The organism is Streptomyces sp. SCSIO ZS0520 (genome assembly GCF_025643355.1).
Classification (GTDB): domain Bacteria; phylum Actinomycetota; class Actinomycetes; order Streptomycetales; family Streptomycetaceae; genus Streptomyces; species Streptomyces physcomitrii.
Window position 1 is genome coordinate 515,885 of the sequence record NZ_CP092644.1, and the last position, 19,068, is coordinate 534,952.

General features: G+C 74.6%; 17 protein-coding genes. 2 read left to right on the forward strand and 15 right to left on the reverse strand.

Going from position 1 to position 19,068, the window contains the following annotated elements; genetic code table 11:
- Positions 1 to 200: 200 nt before the first annotated feature.
- The 9 genes from MID12_RS01850 to MID12_RS01890 all read right to left on the reverse strand — a co-directional run bounded on the left by MID12_RS01850 (position 201) and on the right by MID12_RS01890 (position 11,257).
- On the reverse strand, positions 201 to 695 hold the full coding sequence (locus MID12_RS01850; RefSeq protein ID WP_263164445.1) for a hypothetical protein: 495 nt from the start codon (positions 693 to 695) through the stop codon (positions 201 to 203).
- Between the two features lie 164 nt (positions 696 to 859).
- Positions 860 to 2,296 (reverse strand): SWIM zinc finger family protein, encoded by a 1,437-nt coding sequence (locus tag MID12_RS01855; protein ID WP_411576892.1) that lies wholly within the window; start codon positions 2,294 to 2,296, stop codon positions 860 to 862.
- Positions 2,293 to 5,256, reverse strand: coding sequence for a DEAD/DEAH box helicase (locus MID12_RS01860; RefSeq protein WP_263164447.1), 2,964 nt, complete (start codon positions 5,254 to 5,256; stop codon positions 2,293 to 2,295). Before MID12_RS01860 ends, MID12_RS01855 begins: the two co-directional genes overlap by 4 nt.
- Positions 5,257 to 5,366: 110 nt before the next feature.
- The gene (locus MID12_RS01865) at positions 5,367 to 5,954 is read right to left on the reverse strand and encodes a hypothetical protein (RefSeq protein ID WP_040246303.1); all 588 of its coding nucleotides are present in this window, start codon (positions 5,952 to 5,954) and stop codon (positions 5,367 to 5,369) included.
- Positions 5,954 to 7,108, reverse strand: a complete 1,155-nt coding sequence (locus MID12_RS01870; protein WP_040246304.1) for an ROK family glucokinase — start codon at positions 7,106 to 7,108, stop codon at positions 5,954 to 5,956. The genes MID12_RS01865 and MID12_RS01870 overlap by 1 nt, the downstream gene beginning before the upstream one ends.
- Positions 7,109 to 7,297: 189 nt before the next feature.
- Complete coding sequence (locus tag MID12_RS01875; protein WP_040246305.1) at positions 7,298 to 8,185, reverse strand: ATP-binding cassette domain-containing protein; 888 nt, start codon at positions 8,183 to 8,185, stop codon at positions 7,298 to 7,300.
- Entirely contained in the window at positions 8,182 to 9,222 is a 1,041-nt protein-coding gene (locus MID12_RS01880) for an ABC transporter permease (RefSeq protein ID WP_040246306.1), read from the reverse strand. Before MID12_RS01880 ends, MID12_RS01875 begins: the two co-directional genes overlap by 4 nt.
- On the reverse strand, positions 9,219 to 10,232 hold the full coding sequence (locus MID12_RS01885) for a sugar ABC transporter substrate-binding protein (RefSeq protein ID WP_411576893.1): 1,014 nt from the start codon (positions 10,230 to 10,232) through the stop codon (positions 9,219 to 9,221). The genes MID12_RS01880 and MID12_RS01885 overlap by 4 nt, the downstream gene beginning before the upstream one ends.
- A gap of 230 nt (positions 10,233 to 10,462) precedes the next feature.
- Positions 10,463 to 11,257 (reverse strand): GntR family transcriptional regulator, encoded by a 795-nt coding sequence (locus MID12_RS01890; protein ID WP_078844684.1) that lies wholly within the window; start codon positions 11,255 to 11,257, stop codon positions 10,463 to 10,465.
- Between the two features lie 71 nt (positions 11,258 to 11,328).
- Between MID12_RS01890 and MID12_RS01895 the strand changes: the two genes are divergently transcribed.
- The gene (locus MID12_RS01895; RefSeq protein WP_263164453.1) at positions 11,329 to 12,333 is read left to right on the forward strand and encodes a Gfo/Idh/MocA family oxidoreductase; all 1,005 of its coding nucleotides are present in this window, start codon (positions 11,329 to 11,331) and stop codon (positions 12,331 to 12,333) included.
- Positions 12,334 to 12,394: 61 nt separating this feature from the next.
- Here MID12_RS01895 and MID12_RS01900 read toward each other — a convergent pair whose 3' ends face one another.
- The 3 genes from MID12_RS01900 to MID12_RS01910 all read right to left on the reverse strand — a co-directional run bounded on the left by MID12_RS01900 (position 12,395) and on the right by MID12_RS01910 (position 15,827).
- Positions 12,395 to 13,594, reverse strand: a complete 1,200-nt coding sequence (locus MID12_RS01900) for a cytochrome P450 family protein (RefSeq protein ID WP_263164455.1) — start codon at positions 13,592 to 13,594, stop codon at positions 12,395 to 12,397.
- A 224-nt stretch (positions 13,595 to 13,818) separates the two neighbouring features.
- Entirely contained in the window at positions 13,819 to 14,484 is a 666-nt protein-coding gene (locus MID12_RS01905) for a response regulator (RefSeq protein WP_263164456.1), read from the reverse strand.
- 89 nt (positions 14,485 to 14,573) lie between these two features.
- The gene (locus MID12_RS01910) at positions 14,574 to 15,827 is read right to left on the reverse strand and encodes a sensor histidine kinase (RefSeq protein WP_040246316.1); all 1,254 of its coding nucleotides are present in this window, start codon (positions 15,825 to 15,827) and stop codon (positions 14,574 to 14,576) included.
- A 179-nt stretch (positions 15,828 to 16,006) separates the two neighbouring features.
- On the opposite strand from MID12_RS01910, the gene MID12_RS32235 reads away from it, so the two are divergent.
- Entirely contained in the window at positions 16,007 to 16,327 is a 321-nt protein-coding gene (locus tag MID12_RS32235; RefSeq protein WP_317633358.1) for a hypothetical protein, read from the forward strand.
- Between the two features lie 63 nt (positions 16,328 to 16,390).
- Here MID12_RS32235 and MID12_RS01920 read toward each other — a convergent pair whose 3' ends face one another.
- The 3 genes from MID12_RS01920 to alc form a co-directional block, all read right to left on the reverse strand.
- Entirely contained in the window at positions 16,391 to 16,798 is a 408-nt protein-coding gene (locus MID12_RS01920; RefSeq protein WP_040246318.1) for a ribonuclease domain-containing protein, read from the reverse strand.
- Positions 16,799 to 16,963: 165 nt separating this feature from the next.
- The gene (locus MID12_RS01925; RefSeq protein WP_040246319.1) at positions 16,964 to 17,590 is read right to left on the reverse strand and encodes a dihydrofolate reductase family protein; all 627 of its coding nucleotides are present in this window, start codon (positions 17,588 to 17,590) and stop codon (positions 16,964 to 16,966) included.
- Positions 17,591 to 17,945: 355 nt separating this feature from the next.
- On the reverse strand, positions 17,946 to 19,067 hold the full coding sequence (alc, locus tag MID12_RS01930; RefSeq protein WP_040246322.1) for an allantoicase: 1,122 nt from the start codon (positions 19,065 to 19,067) through the stop codon (positions 17,946 to 17,948).
- Between the last annotated feature and the right edge of the window lies 1 nt (position 19,068).

A 19,068-nucleotide genomic window follows, 5' to 3' on the forward strand; every position in this document is an offset into this window, starting at 1 on the left:
CGGTGCCGTACCGCGCGGGGAAGCGGCTTGACGAAGAGTGTGCGTAGCCGAGAGCGAACAATGGAGGGGGTGCCCGGCGCGGCGGAACACGCGTCGAGGCGGCCCGGTGGACCGCGACCGGGACAGGGCTCCCAGGGGCGCCCAGAGGTGTCCAGGAGTGTTCGGAAGAGGCCCTACTGATCCGAACTCGGCAGAACCGGTCAGGCTCCGGGCAGGCTCTGGAAGACGCGGACGGCGGCGGTGGTCCGCAGGCCCGCGAGGAGGTCGATCTGGGCGCGTGCCCTGTCGAGGAGCGTCCGCACCCGGGGCCGGTCCAGGTCCTCCTGCGCCTCCTCGACGTCGAGGAGGGTGCGCCAGACCAGGGACTTGCCCTCCACGCCGAGCCGCAGCGTCTCCAGTTCGATGACGGTGCTGAGTCCGGAGCGCCGGTACAGTGAGCCGTTGAGTTTGAGGAGGCCGAGGCGTTCGGCGACCCGTCCGCCGTAGACCTTGTAGCGGCGGGCGGGGACGCCGAGTGCGGTCATCACGTCGAGGAGCGCGCGGCGGTCCTCGGTGATCTCCCGTGCCAGGCGCGCCAGCTCGGGTCCGGCCACCGAGTCCTGGTGGCGGTGGGCGATACGGTCGGCGAGACCGGCTCCGAAGCTGGCCCCGGCGAGGTGGTCGTTGAGGTAGATGCCGAGCAGCTTGCGCTCCATGGTCCCGCCTTCCGCTGTCCGTCCCGGGGGTGCCGACGGGGTGCCGGTCCTCCGCGTGGGAGACGGCGGGCCACCGCTGACGTGCCCAGCCTGGTCGCTCGGGCGCCCGCGCACCACTCGGCGGCACCCGCACCGGCACTCGGCGGCACCCGCACCGGGTCCGCTCACACCACCGTCAGCGCCGTGACCGGGTCCGCGTCCGCGGTGCCCCGCGGCCACCAGTCCTCCTCCCCCGCCTCGGACTCGTACGCGTACCAGAGGCCCTCGCGGCCGAGGCGCAGCTGGAGGGTGCCCGAGGGGTGGCTGAGGCGGTTGTGCCAGGGGCGGAAGACGGGGTGACCGGCGGCGCGCAGGACCGGGCGGGCGCGGTCGAAGCGGCCTGCCGGGGGATCCCAGGGCTCCTCCTCCAGGACGGCGAGGCCTCCGGGGCCGCCCTGGCGCCAGGCGGCGACGGCGCGGGCGAGGTCCCCCGGGGTGCGTCCGGCCGCCTCGGCGAGGGAGACGTACAGGGCCCGGCCCGCGCCGGTGAGTCCGGAGCCGGGGCGGGCGGCCGCCAGGCGGACGGCGTCCTGCCAGAGCCCGAGTCCGGCGAGCGGGTCCTCGCCGGTGCGCAGCCAGGCGTGGGCGCGGGCGGCGGCCTCGCTCGCCAGCTGGTCGAGGGCGAAGGGGTCGGGGCCGCCCTCGACCGCCGGGTACGCCGGAGGGTGGCCCGGGCTCGCGGGCGGCGGCAGCGGGGCGGGCAGCGGCCCCGGCGCGGGTCCGGAGAGGACCTCGCGGGCCGGGACCCCGGGGAAGGCGTCCTCGCCGGGGTCCTGCTCGGTGCGCAGGGCGGTGCCGCGGCGGGTCAGTTCGTCCAGGAGGTCGCGCTCGCCGCGGCCGCGCAGGAGCAGGAGCGCGAAGGAGTCGGCGTCCAGGATGGCGGCGGCGCGGTAGCACAGCGCCGCCGCGTGCTTGCAGGGCAGTCCGTCGTCGGGGCAGTTGCACTCCGCGCGCAGCTCGCCGGGGCCCGGCAGGAGCGGGCCCTCCTGCGCGAGGGCGGCCGGGAGCTCGCCGTCCAGGAGGGCGGCGAGGTGGGCGGGGGCGGCCGCGGCGGCGTCCAGGAAGTCGTCCCACTCGGCGGTGTCCAGGGTGCGCAGGCGGATCAGGGCGCGGTAGGGGCGGGGTCTGCTGCCGTGCACATAGGCGAGGAGGCGGCCCGGGGCGACGCTGACCGTGTCGACCCGGCCCGCCGCCGCGTACTCCTTGCCGCGCCGCAGCCGCGCCGGGTCGAGCGCCCTCTCCTCCAGCGCGGTGAGCCAGGCCCGGCCCCACCAGGAGTGCGGTGCCGCCGGGTCCGCGGCGCGGCGGGACCGGCCCGGCGCCCCGGACTGCCGCCCGGCGGCCCGGAGTTCGCGCGGCAGGGCCCGGGGCGGGGAACCCGCGGGAGGGTCGGGGGCGAAGGTGCGGTGCAGCTCCGGGGGTACGGCGGCGGGGACGACCGGGCGGCGGCGCGCGGGCCGCACGGGTGCCGCAGGGCTCGCCGGGGCCGCCCGGTCGCGAGCGGCGCGCAGGGCCCGGCGCGCCTCGTCGGCGGCCCCGGGCTCGCCGCCCGCGCGGCTCATCGGGGCCTCCGCAGGGAGACGAGGTCGGTGAGCTCGCGGTCGGTGAGCTCGGTCAGGGCGGCCTCGCCGGAGCCGAGTACCGCGTCGGCCAGGGCGCGCTTGGCGGCCAGCATCTCGGCGATGCGGTCCTCGACGGTGCCCTCGGTGAGGAGGCGGTGCACCTGTACGGGCTGGGTCTGGCCGATGCGGTAGGCGCGGTCGGTGGCCTGGTCCTCGACCGCCGGATTCCACCAGCGGTCGAAGTGCACCACGTGTCCGGCGCGGGTGAGGTTCAGTCCGGTGCCCGCGGCCTTGAGGGAGAGGACGAGCACCGGGATGGCGCCGTCCTGGAAGCGGTCGACCAGGTCCTCCCGCCGGGCCACCGGGGTGCTGCCGTCGAGGAGTGCGGCGGGGACCGCGCGGGCCGTGAGGTGGGCGGTGATCAGCCGGGCCATGCCCACGTACTGGGTGAAGACCAGGGCGGAGCCGTCCTCGGCGAGGACCACGTCGAGGAGTTCGTCGAGCAGGGCGAGCTTGCCGGAGCGGCCCGCGGTGCGCGGCGGACCGCTCGCGGGCGGCGCCTCCTTCAGGTACTGGGCGGGGTGGTTGCAGATCTGCTTGAGGGAGGTGAGGAGCTTCAGGACCAGGCCGCGGCGGCCGATGCCCTTCGCCTGCTCGATGGCAACCAGCGACTCGCGGACCACCGCCTCGTAGAGGGAGGCCTGTTCGCGGGTGAGCGGGACCGGGTGGTCGGTCTCGGTCTTGGGCGGCAGCTCGGGGACGATCCCCGGGTCGGACTTCTTGCGCCGCAGCAGGAAGGGGCCGATGAGCCGGGCCAGGCGCTGGGCGGCCTCGGGGTCCTCGCCGGTCTCCACGGCCCTGGCGTGCCGGGCGCGGAAGGCGGTGAGCGGGCCGAGGAGCCCGGGGGTGGTCCAGTCGAGCAGCGCCCACAGCTCGGAGAGGTTGTTCTCCACGGGGGTGCCGGTGAGGGCGACCCGGGCCGGGGCGGGCAGGGTGCGCAGTGCGCGGGCGGTCGCCGAGCGGGGGTTCTTCACATGCTGGGCCTCGTCCGCGACGAGCAGGCCCCAGGGCTGGGCGGCCAGCGTCTCGGCGGCGGAGCGCAGGGTGCCGTAGGTGGTGAGGACGAAGCCGCCGCTGAGGTCGTCGAGGCCCCGGCCGGGGCCGTGGAAGCGGCGTACCGGCTCGCCGGGGGCGAAGCGGGCGATCTCGCGCTGCCAGTTGCCGAGCAGGGAGGCGGGGCAGACCACGAGGGTCGGCTCGGGGCGGGCCCGGCGCAGGTGCAGGGCGATCAGGGTGACCGTCTTGCCGAGGCCCATGTCGTCGGCGAGGCAGCCGCCGAGGCCGAGGCGGGTCATCATGTCCAGCCAGGCCAGGCCCTGGAGCTGGTAGTCGCGCAGCCGGGCGTGCAGGGCGGGCGGCGCCTCGACGGGCGGCACCCCGGAGGTGAGCTGCTCGCGCAGCGCGGCGAGCGCGCCGGTGGGGACGATGTCGACGCGCTCGCCGTCCACCTCGGCGCTGCCGCTGAGCGCCGCGGAGAGGGCGTCCACCGGGTCGAGGAGGCCGAGGTGCCGCTTGCGGGCGCGGCGTACCAGGGCGGGGTCGACGGGCACCCACTGGTCGCGCAGCCGGACCACGGGCCGGTGCGCCTCGGCGAGCGCGTCCATCTCGGACTCCGTCAGCTCCTCGCCGCCCAGCGCCAACTGCCAGCGGAACTGGAGGAGTTGCTCGCTGTCCAGGAAGCCGGTGCCGTCGGTGGCGGAGCCGGGCGCCGGGCGGACCACGGCCGCGGCGGTCAGCTCCCTGGTGAGCTCGCGGGGCCAGTGCACGGCCACCCCGGCGGCGGCGAGCCGGCTGCCCGCGGCGCCGAGCAGATCGGAGAGCTCCTGGTCGTCGAGGGAGAGCACGTCGGGGACCTCGCGCTCGCCGAGGCGTTCCAGCGGGGGCCAGACGCGGGCCGCCCGGCGCAGGGCCAGCGCGGCGTCGACGCGGGCGCGGGGCCCGAAGGTGTGCTCGCCCTCGCCGGCCCAGAGCGCGGCGGCGTCGAGGACCAGGGCGGGGTCGGCGCGGCTGTGCACCTGGAGGACGGCGGCGGCGCCGCGCCCCTCCCCCTCGAAGGCGGCGAGCGGCGCCAGGTCGAGGCGCAGGGACAGGGCGGTGCCCGCGTCGTTCCCGGCGGCGACCTCGGCAGCCCAGGCGCGGGCACCGGGCAGCCGCCGCGGGGCCCGCGCCGCGAAGGGGGCGCCGTGGGCCGGGGCGGCGGCCGGGGTGCGCGGCAGGGTGTCGGCGACCGCGTCGACGAAGGCCCGGACCAGCGCCTCGGGGGCCGGGAGGCGCAGGGGCCCCCGGCCGGGCAGCGGGGCGGCGTGCCCCTCGGGCGGCAGGGCGGCGGCGAGGGACCGCAGGTGGGCGAGGTCCTCGGGGTCCAGGGGCCCGGCGCGCCAGGCGTCCGCGCCCTCGGCGGTCAGGCCCGGGAGCAGCCGCCCGCGGGCGACCAGGCGCAGGGCGTGCAGGGCGGCGCCGCCCCAGCAGGCGGTGGCGGGGTGGGTGCCGCGGGCGGTACGGGAGCGTACGAGCAGCGGGAGCGCCCCGCCGAGGCCGAGGAGCAGCGCGGGGACGGTGGCGGTACGGACGGTGGTGCCCCGGGGCCGGACCACCGTCAGCTCGGTGTGCTCGCCGGGCGGCAGCGGCCCGCCGTCCGGATCCCAGAAGGCGAGGCGCCCCGCGCGGGGTACCTCACCGGGCAGGAAGAGGGCGGGCAGCCTGGTCAGCGCCTCGGGCGCGGCGGGGCCACGGGGGATGTCCTCGGCTCGGTCGCCGGATCCGTCCCGGGTCGCGTCCCCGGTCCCGACCGCGACTTCGTCCCTGTCCCTGTCCAGGGTCGTGTCCCCAGGTCTGTCCGCGACTCTGGCCTCTCCGGCCTCTCCGGCCTCGGTCCGGCCCCGGGTCGTGCCGTGGGTCATCCGCTCCGCCTCCCCTCACCGTCCGGCAGTCCGCTCAGCTCGCTGCCGAGAATACGGGCGGGGTCTGACAACGGCCCCGACAGCGCCTCGGGGCCCGCCCGGCGGCGGGTTCAGGGGGTGGCGGCGGAGACCACGAAGACGCGCGGGTGCCGCGGGTCGCTGCGGTTCACCACGATGTCCAGGGTGGGCCGCGGGTCCTGCCGGACGCGGGTGAGGCTGCTCCAGGGTCCCTTGCCGGTGAAGTCCCAGCGGACGATCCGGCGGTCGCGGGCGGTGATGGTGAACTTGTCGTCCTTGAGCCGCGCGGAGCTGGTGCCGACCGTGCGCAGGAACCGGTCGAGCCCCTCGTTGCTGGTGAGGAACTGCACGTACAGGCGGCTGGTCTTCCAGTTGTTCGTCTCGTAGTAGGCGACGTCCCTGGAGTACGAGGGGATCGGGATCTCGTAGATGCGGCGCTGCACCCGGGAGGGCCATTCGTAGCGCAGTCCGCGGGCGGCGTACTTGGCCTCCTTGTCCTTGCCGCTGTCCCGGCTCTGGTTCGCGGAGATGATCAGGTATCCGGCGGGGACACCGATCAGCAGCACGATGATCAGGAGGGTCAGGGCGCGGCGGCGGAAGCGGTGGCCGCGGGCCTCGGGGCTCTCCTCGCCGGGGGGCTCGGGCTGGCGGGGAACGACGGGCCGGTCGGCTGCGGGCATCAAGGGGTCCCCTGCTGGGTGGTGCGGGTGCGGCGGGCTTCGGCGAAGCGCTCGTAGCGTTCGTAGCGCTCCACGCGGCGGCGGTTCGCGCGCCGGAAGCGGCGGGCGATGAGCCGGGCCAGGTCGGCCGCGCCGACCATACCCGCCTCGGGTCCGAGCTGGGCGCGGGCGATACGCGCCTCGGGGCGGTAGCCGCGGCCGGTGAGATGGCGTTTGAAGGCGTCCCTGGCCGGGACGATCAGCAGGTCGTCGGCGGCGCTGACGCCGCCGCCGATGACGAAGCAGGAGGGGTCGAGGGCGGCGGCCAGGTTGGCGATGCCGACGCCGAGCCACTGGCCGATGTCCTGGAGGAGTTCGACGCACATCGCGTCGCCCTCGCGGGCCAGCTCGGTGATGAGCGGACCGGTGATCTCGGGGATGTTCCCCGCCACCCGGTCGATGATGTTGTACGCGACCGGCGACTCGGCGGCCGCCAGTTCCCGTGCCTCGCGGACCAGGGCGTTGCCGGAGCTGTACTGCTCCCAGCAGCCGCGGTTGCCGCAGGGGCAGCGGTGTCCGGAGGGCACCACCTGCATATGGCCGAACTCCCCGGCCACCCCGTACTTGCCGCGCTTGACCTGGCCGCCCTCCAGGATCGCGCCGCCGATGCCGGTGCCGAGCGTGATCATCACGAGGTGGTCCTCGCCGCGGCCCGCGCCGAAGCGCCACTCCGCCCAGGCGGCGGTGTTGGCGTCGTTGTCGACGAGCACGGGGACGGCGAGGCGTTCCGCGAGGCGGTCGCGCAGGGGCTCGTTGCGCCAGGACAGGTGCGGGGCGAACAGGACGCGGTTGCGGTCGGCGTCGACCCAGCCCGCGGCGCCGATGCCCACGGCGTGCACGTCGTGCCGGTCGGAGAGGTCGAGGACCAGCTCGACGATGGTGTCCTCGACGACCTTCGGGCTCTTGGACTTGTCCGGGGTCTCGGTCCGGAGCTTCTCCAGGATGATGCCGTCGGCGTCGACGACACCGGCCATCACTTTCGTGCCGCCGATGTCGATGCCGACCGTGGGCACGCGGGGCGCGGTCAGATGCGACCGGCGCTCGCGGGTCCCCACGGTCCGCAGGACGGTGGCCCGTGCGGAGCCGCGGTGGGTGAAGTCGCGGTAGGTGCTCATCGCGCCGATTCTGCCTCACCGGCCGGGGCCCGCGCATGGCGGCTCCCTCCGGCCCCGGGCGGCGGACCTGGCGGTGGGGCGGGCAGGACCGGGGACCGGGGACCGGGCGGGGCGGGACGGAGGACCGGGCGGTCGGCCGGGTCCCGCCCGGCCGCCGCCCCATCCCCCGCCCACTCCCCGCCCGGTGCCCTACTCCCCGTTGCCCTCGGTCTTCCCGGTGTCCTCGGCGGCCTTCGCCGGGTGCCCGCCCAGGTGGGTGGGGACCGGCGCCCGCTCCAGTTCGTGGCGCAGGTCCTCCAGCTCGTTGCCGCCCGCCATCTGCCGGGTCAGCTCGTCCAGGGTGATGTCGGCGCGCAGGTGGCTGCCGGTCATCGCGCCCCGCTTGAGCAGCACGAAGCGGTCCCCGACCAGGTAGGCGTGGTGCGGGTTGTGGGTGATCAGGACGACACCGAGTCCGGCGTCCCGGGCGGCGGCCACGTACTTCAGGACGACCCCGGACTGCTTGACGCCGAGGGCGGCGGTGGGCTCGTCGAGGACCAGGACCTTGGCGCCGAAGTAGACCGCGCGGGCGATGGCCACGCACTGGCGCTCGCCGCCGGAGAGGGTGCCGATGGGCTGGTCGACATCGCGCAGGTCGATGCCCATGCGCAGCAGCTCGGTACGGGTGGTCTCGCGCATCCGCGCCACGTCGAGCCGCTTCAGCGGGCCCTTGCCGCGGGTGGGCTCCGAGCCGAGGAAGAAGTTGCGCCAGACCGGCATCAGCGGGACCACGGCGAGGTCCTGGTAGACCGTGGCGATGCCGCGGTCCAGGGCCTCGCGCGGGGAGGAGAGCGAGGTGTCCTCGCCCTCGATGCGCAGGGTTCCGGCGTCGTGCCGGTGCAGCCCCGAGATGATCTTGATGAGGGTGGACTTGCCCGCGCCGTTGTCGCCGAGCACGCAGGAGATCTCGCCCGCGTGCACCTCCAGGGAGACCCCTTCGAGGGCGCGGATGTTGCCGTAGAACTTGCTGACGTCGTCCAGCTCCACGAGCGGCTGCGGCTCGCCGGAGGCCGGGGCGGGGGTCTTCGCGGTACTCACTTGCTCGCCTCCGCACGCTTGCGGACCCAGTGGTTGAGCAGGGTCGCCAGGAGCAGCATCGCCCCGAGGAAGAACTTGAACCAGTCCGGGTCCCACTCGGCGTAGACGATGCCCTTGCTGGTCATGCCGAAGATCAGGGCGCCGACGGCCGAGCCGACCGCGGAGCCGTAGCCGCCGGTGATCAGGCAGCCGCCGATGACGGCCGCGATGATGTAGATCAGCTCGTTGCCGACGCCCTCGCCGGACTGGACGGTGTCGAAGGAGAAGAGCAGGTGCTGGCCCGCGATCCAGGCGCCGAGGCCGACGCCCATGTAGAGGCCGATCTTGGTGGCCGTGACGGGCACGCCGACCGCGCGGGCGGCCTCCTTGTTGCCGCCGCAGGCGAAGATCCAGTTGCCGGCGCGGGTGCGCAGCAGGATCCAGGTGGCGACCGCGACCAGGCCGAACCACCACAGGATGGTGACCTTGAAGTCGACGTCGCCGAGGGTGAGCGTCGAGGCGAAGAGGTCGTGGGCGCTGGCGAAGCCCTCCATGTCGGAGATCTTCTTGGTGGAGACGGTGCCGCTGATCAGCTTGGTGAAGCCGAGGTTCATGCCGGTGAGCATGAGGAAGGTGCCGAGCGTGATGATGAAGCTGGGCAGCTGGGTACGGGTCAGCATCACGCCGTTGAAGACGCCGATGGCGAGCGTGGCGAGCAGCGAGACGCCGACGCCGACCCAGACGTTCGCGGTCATCTGGTAGCTGAACATCGAGGAGATCAGCGCCGAGCTGGTCACCAGGACGCCCGCGGAGAGGTCGAACTCGCCGCCGATCATGAGCAGTGCCACCGGCACCGCCATGATGCCGAGGGTGGAGGCCGCGTAGAGCACGGTGGCGAGGCTGGAGGCGCGCAGGAAGCTGTCGGCGAAGACGACGAAGAAGGCGAAGACCGCCACCGCGCCGACCACGGAGCCGAGTTCCGGCCTGCCGAGCAGCTTGCGCAGGGCGGAGGTCTCGACGAGCCGTTCGTCCGCCGTCTTCTGGACGGTCGCGGTCATCGAGTGCCCCGCTCCGCGTAGTCGAGCAGTTCGTCGGCGTCCTTCTCGGTGACGACCTGGGGGCCGGTCAGCACCGGCTGGCCGCCGCCGAGGACGTCGGCGTTGTAGCGGTAGAGCCACAGCAGGTCGACGGCCTGGTAGCCCTGGAGGTAGGGCTGCTGGTCGACGGCGAAGCCGAGCTTGCCGCTCTTGAGTCCGGTGGCCACCGCCTCGTTGAGGTCGAAGGTGTCGATCTCGGCCTTGCTGCCCGCGCTGTCCTTGGCCTTGACCGCGGTGTCGGCGAAGGGCGCGCCGAGGGTGACCACCGCGTCCAGGGAGTCGTCGGACTGGAGCTTGGCCTCGATGGCGGCCTGGACGTCGGGCATGTTGGTGCCGTCGACGTAGAGGTTCTGCATCTTGCCGTCGAAGCTCTCCTTGGCGCCGTCGCAGCGCTGCTCGTGGCCGACGTTGCCCTGCTCGTGCAGGATGCACAGGGCCTTCTTGCGGCCGCGCTTGTTCAGCTCCTCGCCCACCGCGCGCCCGGCGACGGTCTCGTCCTGGCCGATGTGGCTGAGGGCGCCGAACTTCTTCGACTCGGCGGAGCCGGAGTTCACGGTGATCACCGGGATGCCGGCCTTGACCGCGCGGGCGACGGCGGCCTTCATGGCGTCCGGCTTGGCCAGCGAGACGATCAGGCCGTCGACCTTCTTGTCCACCGCGGCGTCGACGAGCTGGGCCTGCTGCTGGGCCTCGTCGTTGTGCGAGTAGAGGAACTTGATGTTGTCCTTGACGGCGGCCTGCTCGGCGCCCTTCTGCACGATGTCCCAGAAGGTGTCGCCGTCGCCGGAGTGGGTGACCATGGCGATGGTCCAGCGGGGCGTGTTCACCGCCGATTTGCCGCCCGCGGCCGCGGCCTTGCGGGCGTCCTCGGCCTTCTTGCCGCCGGTGCTGCTGCATCCCGCGAGCGAGACCCCGAGCGCCATCACCAGCACGGCACCGACCGCACGTACCCCTGTCCGAACCCTTGCCACGACGCCGTGTCCTCCTCGCAGTACCGCTGTCCTGCCGCGGCGCTGCCACCGCGAACGCCCCAGTATCACCGACCGCCGGCCGGGGCCGCCGCGCAGGTCCCGGACGGTGGCCCGGCTGCTCGGTGGCTGGAGGAGTTGTAGCGGGGCCCGTACCGCCAGTCAATGACTTTGTCGGAACCCGGCGGCGCGCTCCGGGCGCGAATCCCCCAGGGCGGTACGAGGGGCCGGAATCAGGGCCGTACGAGGAGCTGGAAGTCGAAGGAGTAGCGGGAGGCGCGGAAGAGGTGGGCGCCGAACTCGACGGGCCGCCCGGTGTCGTCGAAGGCGGTGCGCTCCATGGTCAGGAGCGGGGCGCGGGCGGACTCGCCGAGCAGGGCGCCCTCGGTGCGGGTGGCGGTACGGGCGCCGATGCGCTGCCGGGCGCTGTGCAGGGTGACGCCCGCGCCGCGCAGCAGGGCGTAGAGGCTGCCCTCGCGCAGCCCGGCGTCGTCGAGTCCGGGCAGCCGGGCGGGCAGGTGGTTGCACAGGTACGCGAGGGGTTCGCCGTCCGCGAGGCGCAGCCGCTCGACCCGGCGGACCTCCTCGCCCGCCGCGACACCGAGCGCGGCGGCGGCCTCCGGCGAGGCGGGCACCAGGGCGTTGGAGAGCACCCGGGTCTCGGGGCCGCGTCCGGCGGTGTGCAGGTCCTCGTAGAGGCTGCTGAGTTCGAGCGGGCGGCGGACCTGGCTCTGCACGACCTGGGTGCCGACGCCGCGGCGGCGCACCAGGAGCCCCTTGTCGACCAGGGCCTGGATGGCCTGGCGGACGGTGGGCCGGGAGAGGCCGAGCCGGGCGGCGAGGTCGATCTCGTTGCCGAGCAGGCTGCCCGGCGTCAACGAGCCCTGGGCGATGGCGGATTCGAGCTGCCGGGACAGCTGGAAGTACAGCGGGACCGGGCTGTTGCGGTCCACGCCGAGCCGGAGGCTCGCGGTCGGATCCCCTTCTGGACTGGGCACGCGGTGAGCGTAGTCCCGGCCGGGGGCCATCGGAAGTACGGAAGTTCGATTGTCAGGACAAAGTGTTGACAGGGCAGGGGGTTCGGTCCAGGTTGGGAGCCATGCGCATCGGACTCATCGGAGCGGGCCGTATCGGCACTTTCCACGCCGCCTCTCTGAGCCGCAACCACCAGGTGGGCTCCCTGCTGGTCACCGACGCGGAACCGGCGAGGGCCCGCGCGCTCGCCGACCGGGTGGGCGGTACGGCGGCGCCCGGCACCGACGAGATCTTCTCCTGGGGCGTGGACGCGGTGGTGGTGACCGCGGCGACCGCGGCGCACGCCGAGCTGATCGGCCGCGCGGCCCGGGCCGGGCTTCCGGTCTTCTGCGAGAAGCCGATCGCCCTGGACCTGCCGGGCACCCTGGCCGCGCTGCGCGAGGTGGACGAGGCCGGGACCGTGCTGCAGATGGGCTTCCAGCGGCGCTTCGACGCCGGGTACACGGCGGCGCGCGAGGCGGTCGGCGAGGGCAGGCTCGGCCGGCTGCACACCGTCCGGGCGATCACCTCGGACCCGGCGCCGCCGCCCGCGGCCTATCTCCCGCTCTCCGGCGGCCTGTTCCGGGACTGCCTGGTCCACGACTTCGACATCCTGCGCTGGGTGACGGACCGCGAGGTCACCGAGGTCTTCGCCTACGGCTCCGACGCGGGCGGCGCCCTCTTCCGCGAGGCCGGTGACGTGGACACCGCCGCCGCCCTGCTCACCCTCGACGACGGCACCCTGGCCACCGCGACCGCGACCCGCTGCAACGGCGCGGGCTACGACGTACGGATGGAACTGGCCGGGGAGGCCGACCAGATCGCGGTGGGCCTCGACGACCGCACCCCGATCGCCTCCACCGAACCGGCCGGACCGCCGCCCGCCGACAAGCCCTGGCCGGGATTCCTGGAGCGGTTCGCCCCGGCCTACGAGGCCGAACTCACCGCCTTCGTCGAGGTGGTGCGCGAGGGGCGGGCCAACCCCTGCGACGGCCGCGAGGCGCTGCACGCCCTGCGCATCGCGGAGGCCTGCGAGCGCTCCCGCGCGGAGCGGCGGCCGGTGCCGCTGGCGGAGATCCCCGAGTCCTGAGGCGGACCGGACCGCGGCCCCGCACTCGGCGGCCCGACCGGCACCGTCCCCGGCCGCGCTCTCACCAGCGCACCGGAAGCCTCTCGGGACCCCGGATCAGCATGCCCGTACGCCAGTCGAGCCGGTTGAGGGCGGTGTCCAGGGTGAGGGCGGGGCAGCGCTCCAGGAGGGAGCGGAGGACGATCCGCGCCTCCAGGCGGGCGAGCGGGGCGCCGAGGCAGTAGTGGATGCCGTGGCCGAAGGCGAGGTGGCCGCGGGGGTCGCGGTGGATGTCGAAGCGGGCCGGGTCCTCGAATCTGCGCGGGTCGCGGTTGGCGTCGGCGAGGGCGATCAGGACGAGTTCGCCGCCGCCGGGGAGGGTGGTGCCGCCGATGTCGAAGGGCTCGGTGGTGAAGCGGTAGGTCGGGGTCTCCACGGGGCCCTCGTAGCGCAGCACCTCCTCCACCGTCCGGTCCAGGAGTCCGTCGAAGTCGGCGCGCAGGGCGGCCAGTTGCTCGGGGTGGGTGAGCAGGGCGAGGACGCCGTTGGAGATCAGGTTGACGGTGGTCTCGTGGCCCGCGACCAGCAGGATCCAGGCCATGCCGAGGAGTTCGTGGCCGCTGAGCCGGTCTCCGTCCTCGTCGCTGGTCCGGATCAGCGCGCTCAGCAGGTCGTCGCCGCCCGACGCGCGCTTGTCCGCGATGAGTTGTGTCAGATACGCCCGCATGCTCGCGGTGGCCGGTTCGCGCTCCTCGGCGGTGAGCCCGGAGACGGCGGCGTTCGACCAGCGGCGGAAGGGCTCCCGGTCCAGGCCCGGTACGCCGAGGAGTTCGCAGATCACGCCGAGCGGCAGCGGGAAGGAGAGCGCGTCCACCAGGTCGGCCCGGCGGTCGGGCGCGGCGAGCATGGTGTCGAGCAGGGCGTCGGTCATCTCCTGGATGCGCGGGGCGAGCGCGGCGACCCGGCGCGGGGTGAACTCCCTTGTCAGCAGGGCCCGTAGCCGGGTGTGGTCCGGCGGGTCGCTGCTCAGCAGGGAGCGCCCGGAGGCGATCGCCTTCACCGGCAGGTGCGCGCCGGCGCTCGCCCACTCCTTGGACAGGCGCGGGTCGGCGAGGGCGGCCCGGCCCTCCTCGTGCCCGACGACCAGCCAGGCCTCGGCACCCTCGGGCATCCGGATGCGGTGGACGGGGCCCCGGGCGCGCAGGGCGGCGTAGACCGGGAAGGGGTCGCGGAGGAAGTCCTCCCCCAGGGCGAGGAGATCGGCGTCGACTGCAAAGGGCACGGTGTCCTTTCGCGGCCGCCCGGACAGCGGCCCTGGGCCGGGGTGAGCACCTCGTCCGGAAAGCCGGAGAGTCCGGAGAGTCCGGGAAGGCCGAAGAGCCGACCGGGGCCCCGGAGACTCGGTGACACCTCAGACTGGCACGGCCGGTCGCCGGAACAAAGACCCGACAGAGGCAGAAATCCGGCCAACCGCCGTACAGGGGAGGCCTGTTCGGCGGCGGCGGTTCAGTCGAGCCGGTCGAGGACGCCCGCGTCGTGGACCAGGAGGGCGATCTGGACCCGGTTGTTGAGGTCCAGCTTGGTCAGGACGCGCGAGACATGCGTCTTGACCGTCGCCACGCTCATGTAGAGCGCGGCGGCGATCTCCGCGTTGGTGCTCCCCCGGCCGACCGCCACCGCGACCTCGCGCTCCCGGGCGTTGAGCAGGCCGAGCCGCTCCACCGCCCGGGCCTTGCGGGTGTCCTGGCCGCGCACCGCCTGGGAGACCAACTGCCGGGTGACCGCGGGCGAGAGGACCGGGTCCCCGGCCGCGACCCGGCGTACCGCCTCGATGATCTCGGCGGGCGGGGTGTCCTTGAGGACGAAGCCGGCCGCGCCCGCGCGCAGGGCGCGCAGCACCTGCTCGTCGGCGTGGAAAGTGGTCAGGACGACCACCTCGGGGGCCTGCCCGCGGGTGCGCAGCCGCTCGGTGGCGGTCAGTCCGTCCACCGTCGGCATCCGGATGTCCATCAGGACCACATCGGGCTGGGTGCGCTCCACCAGCGCCGCCACCTCGCTGCCGTCGGCCGCCTCGCCCACGATCTCGATGTCCTCGGCCCCGCCGATCATGAAGGACAGGCCCGCGCGGACCAGGGGGTCGTCGTCGACGAGCAGCAGCCGGATCTCAGTCATGGGTGCACGCTATCCAGGGTCCGGGGGCGGTCGGTGCGGTCGGTCGCGCTGCCGGGCGGCGGGGGCCGGGCCGCCCGGCGGGAGGGTCCTCAGGCATTCCCGCCCGCCCAGGGCAGCCGGGCGCTGACCGTGAAGCCGCCGCGCGGATCCTTGCCGTGGGTGATGGTGCCGCCGGCCAGGTGGGCGCGCTCGGCGATGCCGATCAGACCCTGCCCGGAGCCGGGGACCGCGGGCACCTCGCCGGGCGGGGCGGGGTTGCGGACCTCCACGGTGAGGCCCTCGCCCGGGGCGCCCGCCACCCGTACCCCGACCGGGGCGCCCGGCGCGTGCTTGCGGGCGTTGGTGAGGCCCTCCTGCACGATCCGGTAGGCGGTGCGGCCGAGCGAGGCGGGCACGCCCCCGGTCTCGTCGACGCGGTAGTCGAGCGCCACCTCCGTACCGGCCTCCCGGGACTCGGCGACCAGGGCGCCGAGCGCGGCGAGGGTGGGCTGCGGGCGCCCGGAGTCCTCGCCCTCCCCGGCCCGCAGCACCCCGATGATCTCGCGCAGGTCCTGCAGCGCCTCGTGGGCGCTCTCCCGGATGACCCCGGCGGCGCGGCCGATCTCCGCCGCGGGGGCGTCGGGCCGGAACTCCATGGCGCCCGCGTGCACGCTGAGCAGGGTGAGCCGGTGGGCGAGCACATCGTGCATCTCCCGGGCGATGGCCTCGCGGGCGAGCCGCTGCGCCTGCTCCGCGCGCAGCTCCGCCTCGGTCTCGGCGCGCCGGGCGCGGTCCCGCAGGCTCATCATCAGCTGCCGCCGGGAGCGTACGAACATGCCCCAGCCGACGACCGCGGAGACCAGGGCCACGGTGAGGACGATGGCGGCGAGGTAGGGCAGTTCGGGGTCCGGGCGGACCAGGAAGAACACCGGCAGGGTGGCGAGGTAGGTGCCGCAGATGGCGGCGACGTACTTGAAGGGCCGGTGCACGGCCAGGCTGAAGTAGGCGACGATCACGGCGCCGCCCGAGGTGTTGGAGACCAGGCCGACGAGGAGCATCGCCACCGCGAGCCCCACCGGCCAGCGCCTGCGCAGCCAGACCGCCCCGCAGGACAGGGCGCCGAGCAGCTGGTCGGCCACGCCGAGCGCGTGCGGGAGGTTCTCCTCCTGGGGCATCGTGTCGGCGACGGACAGGCCGATGCCCACCGCGACGAAGAAGAAGGTGAAGTCGACCAGCCAGTCGCGCAGCGTCCGGCGCGGCGAGCGCTCCCCCCGGTCGGGGTCGAGTTCCCGGGTCACCGCCGACGGCAGCAGCCACCGGTACTCCGGCACCGCCCACGCCCCGGTGCTCCGCTCCTTGTCCATGGTCGACAAATGTACGCAGGGCCGCCCCGCCCGGCGGCCCGGTGCGCCCCGGCGGCTACCAAAGTGGCGGCGGCATCGACTTTGGTCGCGGACGGACCCGTACCGGGCGGCCGGAAGTCGCGGCCCGGACCGTCCGGCGGCCGATGATCCGGGCGGGCGCGGCGGCCACGATGGGCGGCGTGAAGAAGCTTCTTGAGGTGTGTGGATTCCTCGCCTTCGTCCAGGGCACCGGCGGCCTGGTGCACGAGTGGTCCGGATGGTTCGACGGCTGGGGCCTGGTCCAGCGGATCGGGTTCTTCGACGGCTACGAGGTCTATGTGAGCAGCGCCCTGGTCGCGCTGGCGATCGCCCTGTTCGCGGCGGCCGAGAGCCTGCCCGCCGAGGAGGGCGGCGACGGCGCGCCGAGTGGCAAGGGGGCCAAGGGCGGCAAGGGCGGCACGGGCGAGGAGAAGGACGGGGACAGCGAGGACGGCGAGGACGGGGACGGCTGGGGCGACTAGGAGGTCCGCCCGGGCATGCGGGCGCCCCGGCACCGTGGGGGGTACCGGGGCGCGGCGGTGGGATCAGCAGTCGTGGTCGACCAGGTCGAAGGACTCGTAGTGGTCGGCGGTGTAGTAGTCCTCGTCGGTGGCCTCGCCGGTGACGATGCGGCGGGCACCGCGGTCGTCGGAGCCCGGCGTCTCGACGGTGTACTCGTGGTAGTAGCCGCTGTCCTGGGCGGGGAGGATGCCCTCGCGGTTCTGGAAGACGGTGCCGTCCTGCGGGTAGGGGTAGGGCCCGCCCTGGTCGATCAGGTCCAGGGTCTCGTGGGCCTCGGCGGGCAGGTCCGAGAGGCAGATGTCGCCGACGGCGGCGATCGACAGGGTGGCGGACGGGGCGGGCGCGGCGGCGCTCGCGGCGGTGACGGAACCGCCGAGGAGGAGCCCGGCGGCGAGGACGGAGGCGCTGAATACGCGTGTGGGGGTTCGCATGCCTCCTAGCATGACGCGCGTAGAGAGGCCGGTGTCAACGCCAAGTCGCCGGTGTTTTCCGTACGTTCACGACTCGGTGACGACGCTTCCCCCAGGTGGGCCAGGGCGGGTTCACCTCCGCCCCAGCCGGCGCAGGGGCCCCACGCGGGGTGGCGCGGGCGCGGGTCAGCTCGTCTCGGGGTCCAGTGCGTAGGTGCCGTACTCGGGGCGTCCGGCGGCCTCGTAGGTGTGGATCACCACGCCCGTACTCGTGGTGCGGACCCCGTCGAGTGTGAAGGCGGTGGGCAGGGCGCCAGCGCCGAACAGGGTGCGGCCGGAGCCGAGGACGACCGGGAAGACCAGCAGGTGCAGGGTGTCCACCAGCCCGTGGGCGAGCAGGGTCTGGGCGAGCCGGGCGCTGCCGTGCACCTGGAGTTCCCCGCCGGGCCGGGACTTGAGCTGCCCCACCCGCTCCGGGACGTCCTCGCCGAGCACCGTGGTGTGGGCCCAGTCCGCCGAGGCCAGGGTGGTGGAGGCGACGTACTTGGGCAGCTTGTTCAGCTTGCCGGCCACCGGATCGGCGGGGTCGGTGACCCGGGGCCAGTGGGCGGCGAAGATCTCGTAGGTCCTGCGGCCCAGGAGGAAGGCCTCGGCGCGGTCGAAGACCTCGGTCATGAAACGGCCGAAGTCCTCGTCCCCGTACGGCACGGACCAGCCGCCCTGGGTGAATCCGCCGCTGGTGTCCTCCTCGGGGCCGCCCGGCGCCTGGTGCACGCCGTCGAGGCTGACGAAGGCGGTGAGGCTGATCTTCATGACGGTTCCCTCTCGTGACGGGGCGCCCTCGGTGGTGGCCCTTCCCCCAGTACGACTGCGCTCCGGCCACGGAATCATCGGTGGCGGGGCGGGGGATCTGCGCCGCGCCGGAAGGCGGCATGGCGCTGCGGGTGCCCGGCCCGGGCGGCGCCTGTCTCACCGGTGCCGAGATCACGGTGGACGGGGGCATGCGGCGTGGGGCGGGTGCGGGCTGCGGCTCTCCCGGGGAGGGGCCGGGGGTGTCCGGGTCCCGGAAGCCGGGGGGGTGGCTCTCCTCGCGAGGGGGCTACGAGGGGGCCGCAAGGGATCCGAACCTCCTCTCGCGAAGGGGCGGGCCCCCGGCTGGCGGCTCGCGTCAGCCGGTCGACTCCTCGTAGCGCGCGCGGAGTCGGCGGGCGCCCTCCGGGGTGGGTGTGCCGAGGAGGCGCAGCCGGGAGATGCCTCCGTCGGGGAAGATGTCCAGCCGGGCGTGGCCTGCCGGGGCGGGGGCGTCGAGGAGGAAGCGGTGGCAGGTGTCGGGCTGGAGGCGGGTGCGCGGCAGCACCTCGTGCCAGTCGCCGCCCTCGCCGGAGCGCAGCGAGAGCGCCGCCCAGCCCGCGGAGTTGCCCTTCAGATACGCGGTGTCGATCTCCACCCCGCGCACCAGGGACTCGGCGGCGAGGCGGTAGCGGATCCAGTCGTGGCCCCGGTCGCGGCGGCGCCGGGTCTCCCAGCCCTCGTCCATCCGCTGGGAGCGGCCGGGCATCAGGGTGTGCGCGGGCGGCGAGTAGAAGCGGTCCGAGGCGTCCTCGACCCGGCCGCCGTTCTCCAGGGCGAGCACGTCGAAGGTGCCGAGGGCGAGCAGCCAGCCGGGGTCGGGCACCGCCTCGCCGTAGGCCCGCAGCCGGGCCACGCCGCCGTCGGGGAACTGCCGCAGCCGCAGATGGGTGAAGCGGCGGGGCACCTCCACGGGGAAGCCGTTGGCCGCGTGGCCGCCGACCTCGGTAGGCGGGACCAGGGCGGTCCAGGCCGTCTCGGGGGCGAGCAGTTCCGCGGGGCCCGGGGTGCCCTCGGCGCTGGTTGCCTCCACGGCGACGGCGTGCGGATGGTTGCCGCGGAAGTGGGCGGTGTCCACCACGAGTCCGTGCACGACCCCCGGCACCCCGAGCCTGACCAGGGCCCAGTCGTGCGCGTCCGCCTCGGGCCAGGGCCGGTCGGCGCCCTCGCCGCGCCGGCGCCGGGTCTCCCAGCCGTCCATGATCTTGCCCTTGTGCCCGAAGCGCTCGGGCTCGAAGACCGCCGGGTGCGGCAGGAGCAGGTTCTCGCGTTCGGCGAAGAACTCGTCGTTGGCGGCGAGGACGGAGGCGCCGAGCCTGCGGTCGGTGAGATGGGTGCGGTGGGCGAAGGGGAAGTCGGCGGTGCGGTAGTCGGCGTAGGGGTCGCCGCCGCCGTAGGGCTGGGCGGCGCCGGTGAAGCGCGGGGGTTCGGTGCGGGTCACG

Excerpts from the sequence above, each read along its gene's own strand:
- MID12_RS01895 (WP_263164453.1), top strand. The coding sequence starts at position 11,329 with ATGCGCATCGGACTCATCGGAGCGGGCCGTATCGGCACTTTCCACGCC.
- MID12_RS01865 (WP_040246303.1), bottom strand. The coding sequence starts at position 5,954 with ATGCCCGCAGCCGACCGGCCCGTCGTTCCCCGCCAGCCCGAGCCCCCC.
- MID12_RS01880 (WP_040246306.1), bottom strand. The coding sequence starts at position 9,222 with ATGACCGCGACCGTCCAGAAGACGGCGGACGAACGGCTCGTCGAGACC.
- MID12_RS01870 (WP_040246304.1), bottom strand. The coding sequence starts at position 7,108 with ATGAGCACCTACCGCGACTTCACCCACCGCGGCTCCGCACGGGCCACC.
- MID12_RS01925 (WP_040246319.1), bottom strand. The coding sequence starts at position 17,590 with ATGAAGATCAGCCTCACCGCCTTCGTCAGCCTCGACGGCGTGCACCAG.
- MID12_RS01850 (WP_263164445.1), bottom strand. The coding sequence starts at position 695 with ATGGAGCGCAAGCTGCTCGGCATCTACCTCAACGACCACCTCGCCGGG.
- MID12_RS01860 (WP_263164447.1), bottom strand. The coding sequence starts at position 5,256 with ATGACCCACGGCACGACCCGGGGCCGGACCGAGGCCGGAGAGGCCGGA.
- MID12_RS01920 (WP_040246318.1), bottom strand. The coding sequence starts at position 16,798 with ATGCGAACCCCCACACGCGTATTCAGCGCCTCCGTCCTCGCCGCCGGG.
- MID12_RS01890 (WP_078844684.1), bottom strand. The coding sequence starts at position 11,257 with ATGGCCCCCGGCCGGGACTACGCTCACCGCGTGCCCAGTCCAGAAGGG.
- MID12_RS01905 (WP_263164456.1), bottom strand. The coding sequence starts at position 14,484 with ATGACTGAGATCCGGCTGCTGCTCGTCGACGACGACCCCCTGGTCCGC.
- MID12_RS01855 (WP_411576892.1), bottom strand. The coding sequence starts at position 2,296 with ATGAGCCGCGCGGGCGGCGAGCCCGGGGCCGCCGACGAGGCGCGCCGG.
- MID12_RS01910 (WP_040246316.1), bottom strand. The coding sequence starts at position 15,827 with ATGGACAAGGAGCGGAGCACCGGGGCGTGGGCGGTGCCGGAGTACCGG.